Origin of the sequence: Silvanigrella sp. (genome assembly GCF_044369315.1) — a bacterium.
GTDB lineage: Bacteria > Bdellovibrionota_B > Oligoflexia > Silvanigrellales > Silvanigrellaceae > Silvanigrella.
The window spans coordinates 1-12,001 of record NZ_JBIPMD010000084.1 but is presented as its reverse complement, the minus strand read 5'-3'; the positions used below and the strand labels follow the sequence as shown (position 1 = coordinate 12,001).

Sequence of the window (12,001 nt, the reverse complement as noted above, 5' to 3'; positions counted from 1 at the left end):
CTTTTCCATATTCATCATTTCCAACACAACTACTATAACTTGTTTTTGATCCTAAAATAGCCATACCGCGAATGGCATTGGAAGCACTGCCACCCAATTCAATTTCAGGTTTTACATTACCTAAATTTTGCAAAACTTTTTTTTGAGTTTCTTCGTCCACAAGTTGCATGACTCCTTTTGTCATGCCAAACGTTTTTAAATCAGCATCATTTGCACGAACAAGAAGATCAATTAATGCATTTTCAATGGAAACAACGTCTAGGGAATGCCTCATTTGTTCTAATGAGAAAAAAGAATTTTGAATCATGCCAACCTCTATTATAACTTTGCCAAAACAATTCTATGACAAGTAAACCTGTCATATGAAAATTGTTACTGTGTTGTAAAGGGGCCGAGAATTTTAAAGTCAACTCCACCCAATAAGTCTCTTACAATAACAAAACCACCAGTGCTATTCCCTGAACCTACACCAGGATTCCAAGTTGTAGAAGCGGACGTATCTAAATTTAAATTTCCACTTGTAACGTACCATTGCACTCTACTTTTCGGTGAAAAAATAGAATTTGAAGAATCTCTTGGTGATGGAATGGAAGGAATTGTAATATTCGCGTTAATAGAATTATCACCTCCCCCAGATATTGTTGAACCTGTTGGTGATATACTTGAAATTTGTATTGGATTATTTGTTACTGCTAAACCATTTTGTATGGAAGTTTTTTTAGAGGAAGTAACAGCAGAAGGAAATGTTGTTGAAGACCACCAAGATGCTGTTGGGTCTGGTAAAAAATAAAAGGAGTAAAAACCTTGATCACTAGAAGACCCCGAAATTACTGTGTAACTTAATTGAAAACCAGGAATATCTCCTACTTGATTCATATATGAAGTTAAATTTGCTTCTGTTAAGTTAGAACAATTAACGGTGTAATCAAATAAAGTAACGCGGAAAGGAGTTGTTTGAATCGTGCTTGAAGTAGAAGAAGAAAAAAAGAAGGATGAAGCAATATTTGTTCCCGTAGTTCCTGCAGATACGCCTCTAGCTCCGGCACCACCACTTAAATAATTACCTCCAATCGCAAATAAAACAATTCCATTTATTGTGATTGTTGGAGTTTCAGATGTAGGAGAAATAGCAACAATATAAAAATGAGATGTTGCACAAGAAGTAGTAGAATTTGTTAACCGCAAAGGAAACTGTTGAGCTGAAGTATTAGAAGTAATTCCAGAAGGAAAGACCGTGCTGTTTTGAAATAAAGAAGCAACTACCCTTACTTTATTTATTCTATAATAATTATTATCCATTTCACTACAAGAGTTCATTAATAAGATTACAAAAATCGAAATAAAGTAAAAATAATTCATTTTTTTAAACATTTTTATTCCTTAATAATATATTAAAATTTAGCTATAACTCCAATTGATGGTATTATTGGCAAACCAGTAACCGAAACCGTTTTAGAATAATCACGATTAAATGTTGTATTTGTTACGTTGCTTCTATTAAATAAATTTAAAATATTTAAATAGGATGTTAATGTCCAATCTTTAAATAAAAAGTCATATTCTGTTCTAAAATCAACTTCAAAGTAATAAGGATTTCTTACATCATTTTTATTTACTAAATAAGTATTTCCATCAGGAGAAGGGGAATAAACACCGGTATTTTGATTATAAGTTCCTCCTGATACAGAAGAATAAGGAGATCCTGTCATATACTGAAAACGAGCCCCTGCATTCCATCTACTTGTAATTTTTTGTCCATAAACAATATTTAAGGAATGTGTTCTATCATAATCTGAATTTCTCCAGATTCTAGAACCTGGATCTCTTACTTCTGCTAAACTCAGGCCATAACTAATCCATCCAAACCAAAAATCAGATGGTTTCTTCTTGAGAAAAACCTCTACCCCTTTTGCTCGAGATTGAATTGAATTTTCGAACTTATTATTTGAATTACTTACTGCTGGCCCTGTTAAGTTATCACTTGTTTTATACCAAAGTTGAAGATCAGTAGAATAATTATCTAAAAATTTTGATTCGTGGCCAACGACATATTGAATATTTTTCTCGAGCTGTAAGTCTGGATTTCCATAGCCAGGAATTGTATATTGAATTGCAGGAAGCTGACTGTAATAACCAACCGCTGCTTTTAATGTTTGACTCTCTGTAACGTCAAAACGAACACCCACTCTTGGATCTACAGATAATTGTTTTGCACTTGGTCCTTTAAATACATTTACTCCTGGATTTATTTTAATTTCTTTTATTGGTGAATAAATAATGTCTAAATAGGTATCTCCATAAAATCGATCTGTACTTATGGTATTTTTAACTCTAGGAGCAAGCTCAGGATCAAAATAAATAGTAGGATCGCCACTTGGATATTGAACAACATCAACCCCTACAGAGTTATGAACATACTTAGGTCTAATTCCAATAGAATAAGTAAACATTTCATTTATTTTCTTATCTAATGAAATACCTAAAATAAATAAATGACTTCGAGCATCTATTTGGTCTCCAAAAATATTTTGTTGAAAAACCAAGAAACGTTGTTCAAATGTAAAATGCAAACCATATCCATCTTTTAAATTTAAATTATACCTAGCACCTGAAACTTCTGTATAGGTATAAATACTAAAACTATTTTTTCCAGACGCAGTATCACTGTTACCAAGATTACCAGATAAAGAAGCTCTATCAGCAGCTCCTAATAAATAAGCTTGCCATGTTCCGTTAGAATGATTTCCATTAAAAACAAATTGATAATCTGTCGCTTGTGGTATGGTAACAAAACTCGAATTATTTGCTAATTTTTGAATTAGTGGTTTATATAATTCTAAATAAGTTCTTCTCATACCCAAACGATAACCAATGGCATCATTATCTTTTTCTGATGTTGTTGTTTTTGTGTTTTCTGGATTGCTATTTGATTCAGATTCATTTGTTTTAACATCTGAGTTTTTTGAAAATGCATTTCCTTCTAAATAGATTCCACTTTGGATCATTCCTAATTCAAATTCCCCAGAAGTGCGTTGTGGTATATTTCCTGGACTTTTTAATTGAATAACCCCGCCAAGAGTATCCGAATATTTTGCACTAAATGCTCCAGGATAAAAATCCATGGATTCAATCATTCGTGAAGGAATAATGGTTTGAGCACCGCCAAAATGAAAAACAAAAGGTAACAATAAATCATCATAATAATAGGAATTGTCACCAGGAAGTCCACCCCTCACAACAATATCTGCGCTTCCTGGACTTGCAGGCAAAACAGAAGGTAACGTTTGAAGAGTTTTTACAGCATCTCCTGCCACACCAGCAGTATGCGCAATCTCATCTCCATTAAACGAATTTTGTGAAATTTCGTTTTTTCTTTTTGCACGAATAATTCCGTATCCGCTATATTCTGGTGCTGGCTCTAATGAATAAGGAGATTCGCTTTCTACTTTTCCATTTTCTATTTTTATAGTTAAGTCCTGATAATTATCAGCTCGAATGACCACCCCTTTAGAAGTTTTATTTACAAAAATCGAAAAATTTCCATTTTTATCCGATCTTGTTGTCACTTCTTTATTACTTTGGTCAAAAATCAAAGCATCTCCTATAGGACTTATACTTCCTAAGGGTCTAATGATTCCTTTAACTAAAATTTTATTTTCTTGTGCACTATTTTTAGGCAATGCTTGAGGCAAGGCCAAAAACGGGGTGAAAGAAATTAAAATCACAATGGGCAAACACTTTTTAAGCATAATTTCAAACCTATAATATTTAAATGAAGCTCTCATTTTAATGTTCTGAATGTAACTTTACATAATTTTATTATGAATTTCAAAATCTTCAAAAATAGAAGCTTGAAAAATGGCGCATTGAATTGCTTAAATTTTAATCATTTTTTATTTTAACTCATTTTATGAGGACACAATTTACAAATTGATTTTTAAAATATAAAAAATAGTTCTTAGATATGAAATAATCATTAAATTTTTTATATCTGAATTCGTTTTTAAGAATTTTAATTTCATTTTATATTAATAAAAGGATTCTTTGTGATAAAAAAAGAAGCTCTAAAAAATCTTCTAACTCCCCATTATTTGAAAGAGCCTTTTCAAATAAATAATTTTTATTTTTGGTTAACTCTATTTCTTTTTTTAGTTTTAAGACTCCTTTGGGCGGCTTATTTTCCAATGGCGAATGATGAAGTATATTATTGGGATTGGTCTCGCCATATTCAATTGAGTTACATCGATGCCCCTCCTTTTGTCTCATGGATTTCTTATTTAGGAGGACTTTTATTTCAGGGATCTTTTGGAGCTCGCTTTTTTCTTCCCTTTTTACATTTATTCACTACTATATTTATATTATTAAGCTCTAAGATAATTGCGGAAATAAATCATAAAAATTTCACGAATGAAAATGCATTATGTGCTTTAGCAATTTTTCAATTAGCGCCTGTATTTAATTTAGAAGGCATCATTTTATTGCCAGATGGATCTCTATTATTTGCAATTTCTGGTGCATTATATTTTATTTTAAAAGCATTTTTAGAATCAAAAAAAAGCCAAAATTCTTTATCTATAAAATATGGTTTGTTTTTTGGTATTTTTCTTGGAATTGCCGCCTTATCAAAATATCATGCCCTCCCCATTGCAGTTGGATTTTTTATAGCATCTCTTATATTACGTGGTGTTAAAAAATCATATCATGATTTCTCATTTTGGTTTGTTACAGCGATTGCTTCTATAATGGTGTCGAGTCCTGTTTTTATTTGGAATTATTTAAATCATTATGCTTCTTTTCATTTTCAAAGCCAACATGGATTCTCAGGATTTTCTTTTCATTATAAACCTTTTTTAAAATATATTTTTGGTTCTATTTTTTATTTATTACCTTGGTTTTTTATTCCCTTATTTTATTTCTCAATAAATGGAATTTTAAAAAAATCTTATTATAAATCGATAAATCTTTTAACCACAATCCCTTTTTTAATTTTATTTACCATTATTTTAAGCTCCGCCCTAGGAAAACAAGCGTTACCGCATTGGTCTATGCCTGGATTTTTATTATTAGTTCCTGCATTTGTTCTTCATTGGAATCCTCTTACGGGAAAAAATAGAAATACTTGGATTCGATTCTTTAAAGTTACTTTATTTCTATCCACCGTAATTCCAACTATTTTATGTATTCCAAAGTTTAATCTATTATTAATTAAAGGATATACTTTTGTAAAAGGAAATGCAGACGACCTTTTTCAAGCTTATGCATGGATTGATTTGCAAAAAGATCTTTTAAATCAAGAAAATATAGAAATTATAAGCACCCCCTATTATGAAACGATTGAAAACCAAAATTGCTTAAATCATTATCAAATTGGTTCTTTAAAATGGTATTGGGCCGCACAGCTCGCCTTTCATTTTGAAAATAAGCCGCGTATTTATAATTTTGACTTTGTAAATACTTCTTTTTATTCTTGGCGAGATAAGTTATATGATTTAGCAAATTGTAAGTTTATTATTATTGGTAGCAAAGACCATTTCAATAAGGACGATATTCTAAAAATAATGGATATAGAAGAAACAAAAGAATTTCATATTTCCCCTTATAATGGAGAAAATATTATTTATATAAAAGGAACTATGAAAGATAAGTTAACATTAAAAGAAATATACGAAAACAAAATAAAAGAAGTAAAATATTAAATAAATTTTTGAAGTTTTTCTAAAACATCATGAAGAGCACAGCGGACAATTTCTATTTCCCAAGTATGACCTTTCGCTGATTGTTCCAGTTCCGTTACCCAAGCAATTAGGGTTTTGGTTATTTCCGTAAAAGATTGTCCTTCTTTTAATTCAAAATCATCATCTGATATTTGTTCCAAATAGGCTTTCCACGAGGATTGAGGGGCATCTAACATATTCACCAAACGATTCAAACGTTTTGTTTGATCTTGTCCTTCCCAGTCACCACTAACTTGAAAGGGATACCAATCCAATTCATGTCTGTGAAGCCATAGGTGAGCCCCATTACTCAACGCAATTCTACGAAAGTCGTCAGGCAAGGCATTTTGAAAACCATCAGGCCTTTTCCAGATTACATGCATGATACTATCCTCATTTGCTCTAATAAATAAAAACACACCCATTGGTGTATAATTTTAAACCCTGATAATACAACTCAAAAAAAAATACACAAGCTTAAAAAATAAATTACCGAAATCACAAGAAAGGATGACAACACGTATCACTTAGTATTACTATTCGCAATAAACTCTGTTTTATTTCTAACAGGGTTTAATTGTTTAATAAAAGGAGTATCCCATTTGAATAGAGTCAAAATTTACACCACAAAAGTTTGTCCTTATTGTAATGCAGCAAAAAATCTATTTAAAAAACTAAATGTAGATTTTGAGGAAATCAACTTAGACGATGATCCCGATCTTCGTGCAAAATTATCTATGGAGAATAATGGATGGCGTACTGTTCCCATGATCTTTATAAATGATAAATTTATAGGTGGATTTGATGATACCAATAAACTTTATAAAGAAGGATCTCTTTTAAAGTTACTAGGCTTAACAGAATAAAAAATATTTCAAGTTAAATACAAAATTAATTCTCTCTAAAAAGTAACAAACATGAAACACTTTGTATTTTTAATAGCAATTATTTCTTTAATATTAAATAGCTGCGCTGTTGGCTTTAGCAATAAACAAAGATATATTCCTGAGGAATTTTCTAAGGTTTATATTCCCTCTGCAAAAGATTCTTCTATTTATTCTGGTAATTCTAGCAGATTATCTCAATCTGTAAGACAAAAAATGGCATTAAGAACAGATATTCAAATGACGGATCTTGAAAATGCAAGATGGGCCTTACAAATTAAAATACTTGATAGAAAACAAAGTATTGTCGCCATTGAAGATTGCAAAAACCCCTCTACTGCCAGTGTCGCAAGTGGTGCGTTTAAATGCTCTCTGATTCATCCAGAACTTAACAATTCAAGCACAACTTCACCTACATCTTTTAATCAACCCACAAAATCTCCTTCACAAGAAAAAATTTCTTTGGTTGTTCAAGTGAAAGCGATTGACCTAAATAGTGGTGCTACAATGTGGGCAAAACAATATGCTGCAAACAACATTCCAGAAGTTGTTTTTAATGAAATTGGAGATACAGACGGAAACACTCTGAAGTACATGCAATGGACGCCCGATTTACATGTTTTCCGTTACCAAGAAGCTATTAATAATGCTGTAAAAAGCTTCTCAGAAGCCATCTCTTCCGATATCCAAACAATGATTTTTGAATCCATGCCCAAAAAAGGGACTGTAGAAAAAAAATAATTTACAGATTTCCTCCAAAAATAAAAACAACCTAATTCTTGTTGATAAAATAGATATCTAATTGTAGTTTTGGCACGTTTTATAGAGAATAACCCATGTAGGAGAACTCCACCTATGTTTATGAAATTTGTTTCAGATCATAAAAAAGACTTAGAAAATATTGCAGTTGCTGTGCGTCTTTTAGGAATGGATGCTGTATTAAAAGCAAAATCAGGACATGTTGGATTGCCATTGGGGGGTGCTGAAATGGGCACCCTTCTTTATTTTGCAGCAATGAATCACAATCCGAATAATCCAAATTGGATAGATCGTGATCGTTTTATTTTATCTGCAGGTCATGGCAGTATGCTTCAATACGCCCTCCTTCATTTATCAGGTTATTCCTTATCAAAAGAAGAAATTATCCAATTTCGCCAACTTGGTAGCAGCACAGCCGGTCACCCCGAATACGGCCACACCCCTGGGATAGAATGTACAACTGGACCTTTGGGGCAAGGCATTTCACACGCTGTGGGTATGGCTCTAGCTGAACGCATGCTCGCTTCACGTTTTAATGAAAAAGATTCTTCCTTAATTGACCACAGGACATTTGTTATCGCTGGAGACGGCTGCTTGATGGAGGGTGTCAGTTCTGAGGCTTGTAGTTTTGCTGGCCACCATAAATTAAATCGCTTAATTACTCTTTATGATGCCAACAATATTACAATTGATGGAACAATTGATATTTCCTTTACTGAAAATGTTGGTAAAAGATACGAATCTTATGGTTGGAATGTTTTACATGCCGATGGAAATGACTTTTTATCGTTAGCAAAAGCAATGGAAAAAGCATTTGAAAATTCAAATTTGCCAAATGGAGAAACAGGACCAACATTAATCGTTTGTAAAGGAATTCCTGGTAAAGGTTCACCAAAATGGGAAGGAAAACCAAAAATTCATGGAAATCCTATGACTGCTGACGATGTCATTGATGCCAAAAAACATCTTGGCATAGAAAACACAACTCCATTTTACATTCCAGATTCCCTTCTAGAATCAGCACATAAACTCATTCATTTCCGTAAAGAAAAATATACTAAATGGGAAGTTTTATTTAAAGAAACAGAACAAAAATGGCAAAAATCAAATATCACTAAATTAGAATTATGGAATACTCATTTTAACGATCAATTTGTTGTTTCTTTAAAACCGGAATCGTGGAAGTTAGCAAAAGGAAAAATGGCTACCCGAGTTGCGAGTGGAAAAGCATTATGCGAATTGGCAGCAGAAAATCCAAGACTTGTTGGTGGTTCCGCAGATTTAGCGGGCAGTAACTTAACAACCTTACCAAATACTTCATTTATCAATAGCAAAGATTTTTCAGGAAGAAATATCCATTTTGGTGTAAGAGAACATGGAATGGCTGCTATTTGTAATGGAATCACCTTACATGGCGGTTTTCAAGCTTATTGTGCTACCTTTGCTGTCTTTTCAGATTATATGAGACCCGCAATTCGCCTTGCTGCCATTATGAAAATTCCAACATTATTTATTTTGACTCATGATAGTTATGCTGTAGGTGAAGATGGCCCCACACACCAACCGATAGAACACGCGGCATCATTAAGAGCAATTCCTGACCTACAAGTTTATCGTCCAGCAGATACCCTTGAAACATTTGTGGCTTGGGAAAATGCGGTTGCCACCTATAACAAACCAACAGCTCTTTTATTAACAAGACAGGATCTTGAAGATTTAGACAATCATTTACAAGTAGCAAGAACTATAGAAAATGTAAAAGAGGGTTTAGTGAAAGGTGCCTACATGCTAAAAGATTTTTCTGAAAATGAAAAATCAGAAAAAATTATTCTCATTTCATCGGGCAGTGAAGTTTCTTTAGCATTACAAACAGCTCACGAATTAGAAAATAAATCTCATGAAAATGCTTCAGGAAATAAAGTAACACTCTCAATCCGTGTCATTAGTTCTTGTGCTCCTCAATTGCTTGTTGAAAATCCCGTTACATTAAATAATTTGTTACCTAAAGAACTTCCTATTATCGCCATTGAAGCAGGTTCAACCCAAAGTTGGGGAGAAATTGTTGGTAGAAATGGAGCTATTTTTGGAATGAAAACATTCGGAGCATCTGCACCAGCTCAAGATCTAGCTAAACATTTTGGATTTACTCCTGAGAAATTTGGAATATTTGTTTTAAACCATCTTAAATTAAGGTAAATAAATGACTGCTATGAAATTGAAGTCATTACAAATTATTGATAAAGCTAATGTTAAAAATACAAATATACTTTATTTTATTTGTTTATTTATTGTAGTATTTATTAATATTATTTTGAATCATAAGGAATCATTTCATACTTGGGTAGAAATCATAGGTTCCATCATTCAAATTGCCATTCCTATGTATGTCCTCGTTCCCGTTCTTTGGAAAAAGGATAAAGGAGGAGCAATTCAAATGATTCGTTTATTAGCAATTATTTTAGGGGTAACATGGGCTTTTAAACTTGGCTTAGGCCAAGTTTTTGGAATCAATGAAATGAGGCCAAGAGGAGGCTCTATGAGTTTTCCAAGTGGCCACACTTCTGGGGCTTTTTCAGGAGCTTTGTTTTTAACCATCCGCTATGGATGGAAATATGCTGTTTACTCTTTACCTTTAGCTATGTTTGTAGGATATACTCGCATTTATTCAATGGCACATTGGCCTATTGATGTCATAGCTTCGATCGTTCTTTGTACAATAAGCTCAATTTTAATTGTAAAAAAGTTTAAACAATAACGATTTAGAGGTTTTTTTTAATTAATATAAGTAACTAGGAAACACGGATGTTACCTCAGTTTTTGAATGATTTTATCAATCAATTTTCACAAGTGTTTTTAGTTACCTTATTAATATGTTATATTATTACTTTTATATCTGTTCTTTTTCTCCTTAAAAATGAATCATTCAAAATTAAATTTTTTAATTTTCTTGCTAATATCTTTTTTATATCTGGTTATTTATACTTAAACAAAAAAAATATTCATTTTTTAAGTGCATCTTTATACCTTAGCTCTTCTATATTTTTTTTCTTTTTAACAACAAAATTATTTTTAGTTCTTCACTATATTATTCAAAAAATAATCTATTTTTTTAGCAAATCAAAAAAGAAAAAAATAAATTTAAAAGCGACTCGTTTGACAAAAGAAAAATCCAGTATTCATAGTCCACAAAGAAGATCCTCTCCCTTTGGAACACCCCAAGTTATGACTTCATTTGGACTCAAAGTAAGAAGTAAAAGTGAAGTATTTATTGCTGAAAAGCTTTTTGAAAAAAAAATTGAATTTAAATATGAAATTCCACTTTCTGCAGGAGGAAAAACCTATTATCCCGATTTTACTCTGTATGTAGGAAATAATGAAATTTACTGGGAACATTTTGGGATGATGAGTGATGAAACTTATGCGGAAAAAACAGAAATTAAAATAAAATGGTATAAGAAAAACTTTCCAAATAAACTGATTTGGACAGAAGAAAGCTCGCAACTTATGCCTCAAATTCACGATATTGTAGAAAAAATAGCAAAGTCTAAGCGGCACCCTCAGATTCATCAGATTCTGAAGCAGATGCATGATTCAAAGGGACATGCATCTCAACATCGCCGTATTTAATTTGCATTTTACCATTGCTATTTTCAATAATAAATGTTTCATCTTCAATTTGCATTTCAAACGTTTTTCCATCTGCAATTGTTTTAAATGGAATTCTAAAATCAGAACCATCTGATAAAATAACCATAAAATATTTACCGCGAACTTGTATGGATATTTTGTTTCCAGAACTTACATTCTCTGATTTTACGTCCTCATCGAGCCCGATCGGTGCAGTGGAATCTTCGTTTATTCCTTCTTCTGCAGGAGGTGGAATTTCTCCCGCTTTAATAGAAGTATCTTCTCCTAAACCATGATCAATGGGTTCCGGTGTACTTTCCTCTCCTCCTGGCGCCGCTTCTTCTGCAGGGGTGTCTGCAACAGCTTCCGCAGGTGGAGGCGCTTCAGTAGCTGCTGTATCATCTACAATATCTAGATCTTTTACTTCTACTGACGGTTTTTCCTCACTAGGAGCTTCTGCAGGAGGCTCACTCCCCGCCGCTTCAACAGCGGGTTCTTCTGCAATTGCAATTTCTTCTTCTTTCATGGCTTCCTCCCCTACTGGAATTTCTCCTTCAACGGGATCTGTCGCGACAGCTTCATCCGATGAGGGTGAAATTTCTTCAGTAACAGACTCATCTTCTTTAGGAACTTCTTCAGCACCTGCAACTTCTAATGGTGCCTCTTCCGCTGGAGGGGCATCTTCTCCAACCTCTAAAGGAGCTTCTTCTATTGCTGCTGTTTCCGTTGGCGCTGTTTCTGCTCCTGCAACCTCTAATGGAGGTTCTTCTGGTTTAATTTCAGAAGGAGTTGCCTCAACGGCCGCTACTTCCAAAGGTGCTTCTTCTTCAGGTGGTGGTGTATCACTTGCTATTGCTTCGTCTGCTGAAGGAGCATCACTTGCTATTGCTTCGTCTGCTGAAGGAGCATCACTTGCTATTGCTTCGTCTGCTGGAGGAGCATAACTTGCTATTGCTTCGTCTGCTGAAGGAGCATCACTTGCTATTGCTTCGTCTGCTGGAGGAGCATCACTTGCTA

At 33.2% G+C, this 12,001-nt stretch carries 9 protein-coding genes and 2 pseudogenes; 6 read left to right on the top strand and 5 right to left on the bottom strand.

The features are described from left to right. The 3 genes and pseudogenes from ACIQ56_RS08640 to ACIQ56_RS08630 form a co-directional block, all read right to left on the bottom strand. Nucleotides 1-307, bottom strand: a pseudogene (locus ACIQ56_RS08640) (hypothetical protein); the annotation flags it as partial. Between the two features lie 65 nt (nt 308-372). After that, nucleotides 373-1,371, bottom strand: coding sequence for a hypothetical protein (locus ACIQ56_RS08635; protein ID WP_397600668.1), 999 nt, complete (start codon nt 1,369-1,371; stop codon nt 373-375). 20 nt (nt 1,372-1,391) lie between these two features. Next, nucleotides 1,392-3,749 carry a hypothetical protein gene (locus ACIQ56_RS08630; RefSeq protein ID WP_397600667.1) on the bottom strand — a complete coding sequence of 786 codons (2,358 nt, stop codon included), beginning with the start codon at nt 3,747-3,749 and terminating at the stop codon, nt 1,392-1,394. 297 nt (nt 3,750-4,046) lie between these two features. Between ACIQ56_RS08630 and ACIQ56_RS08625 the strand changes: the two genes are divergently transcribed. Further along, the gene (locus ACIQ56_RS08625; protein WP_397600666.1) at nt 4,047-5,696 is read left to right on the top strand and encodes an ArnT family glycosyltransferase; all 1,650 of its coding nucleotides are present in this window, start codon (nt 4,047-4,049) and stop codon (nt 5,694-5,696) included. On the opposite strand, the gene ACIQ56_RS08620 is transcribed toward ACIQ56_RS08625, so the two are convergent. Continuing rightward, nucleotides 5,693-6,097: a hypothetical protein gene (locus ACIQ56_RS08620; RefSeq protein ID WP_153418147.1), complete on the bottom strand. Its 405-nt coding sequence runs from the start codon at nt 6,095-6,097 to the stop codon at nt 5,693-5,695. The genes ACIQ56_RS08625 and ACIQ56_RS08620 overlap by 4 nt on opposite strands. Before the next feature lie 219 nt (nt 6,098-6,316). Here ACIQ56_RS08620 and ACIQ56_RS08615 point away from each other — a divergent pair, with 219 nt between their 5' ends. The 5 genes from ACIQ56_RS08615 to ACIQ56_RS08595 all read left to right on the top strand — a co-directional run bounded on the left by ACIQ56_RS08615 (nt 6,317) and on the right by ACIQ56_RS08595 (nt 10,984). Further along, nucleotides 6,317-6,580 (top strand): glutaredoxin, encoded by a 264-nt coding sequence (locus ACIQ56_RS08615; RefSeq protein ID WP_397600665.1) that lies wholly within the window; start codon nt 6,317-6,319, stop codon nt 6,578-6,580. Between the two features lie 51 nt (nt 6,581-6,631). After that, complete coding sequence (locus tag ACIQ56_RS08610; protein ID WP_397600664.1) at nt 6,632-7,339, top strand: hypothetical protein; 708 nt, start codon at nt 6,632-6,634, stop codon at nt 7,337-7,339. Nucleotides 7,340-7,453: 114 nt separating this feature from the next. After that, the gene (tkt, locus tag ACIQ56_RS08605) at nt 7,454-9,553 is read left to right on the top strand and encodes a transketolase (RefSeq protein ID WP_397600663.1); all 2,100 of its coding nucleotides are present in this window, start codon (nt 7,454-7,456) and stop codon (nt 9,551-9,553) included. 4 nt (nt 9,554-9,557) lie between these two features. Beyond that, nucleotides 9,558-10,112 carry a phosphatase PAP2 family protein gene (locus ACIQ56_RS08600; RefSeq protein WP_397600662.1) on the top strand — a complete coding sequence of 185 codons (555 nt, stop codon included), beginning with the start codon at nt 9,558-9,560 and terminating at the stop codon, nt 10,110-10,112. 47 nt (nt 10,113-10,159) lie between these two features. Beyond that, nucleotides 10,160-10,984 (top strand): hypothetical protein, encoded by an 825-nt coding sequence (locus ACIQ56_RS08595; RefSeq protein ID WP_397600661.1) that lies wholly within the window; start codon nt 10,160-10,162, stop codon nt 10,982-10,984. Here ACIQ56_RS08595 and ACIQ56_RS08590 read toward each other — a convergent pair. Beyond that, nucleotides 10,902-12,001 (bottom strand): annotated as a pseudogene (locus ACIQ56_RS08590) (hypothetical protein); the annotation flags it as partial. The gene ACIQ56_RS08595 and the pseudogene ACIQ56_RS08590 overlap by 83 nt on opposite strands.

Bases quoted from the DNA above. Each gene is read 5' to 3' on its own strand.
- ACIQ56_RS08635 (WP_397600668.1), bottom strand. From the start codon at position 1,371: ATGTTTAAAAAAATGAATTATTTTTACTTTATTTCGATTTTTGTAATC.
- ACIQ56_RS08630 (WP_397600667.1), bottom strand. From the start codon at position 3,749: ATGCTTAAAAAGTGTTTGCCCATTGTGATTTTAATTTCTTTCACCCCG.
- ACIQ56_RS08620 (WP_153418147.1), bottom strand. From the start codon at position 6,097: ATGCATGTAATCTGGAAAAGGCCTGATGGTTTTCAAAATGCCTTGCCT.
- ACIQ56_RS08610 (WP_397600664.1), top strand. From the start codon at position 6,632: ATGAAACACTTTGTATTTTTAATAGCAATTATTTCTTTAATATTAAAT.
- tkt (WP_397600663.1), top strand. From the start codon at position 7,454: ATGTTTATGAAATTTGTTTCAGATCATAAAAAAGACTTAGAAAATATT.
- ACIQ56_RS08600 (WP_397600662.1), top strand. From the start codon at position 9,558: ATGACTGCTATGAAATTGAAGTCATTACAAATTATTGATAAAGCTAAT.
- ACIQ56_RS08595 (WP_397600661.1), top strand. From the start codon at position 10,160: ATGTTACCTCAGTTTTTGAATGATTTTATCAATCAATTTTCACAAGTG.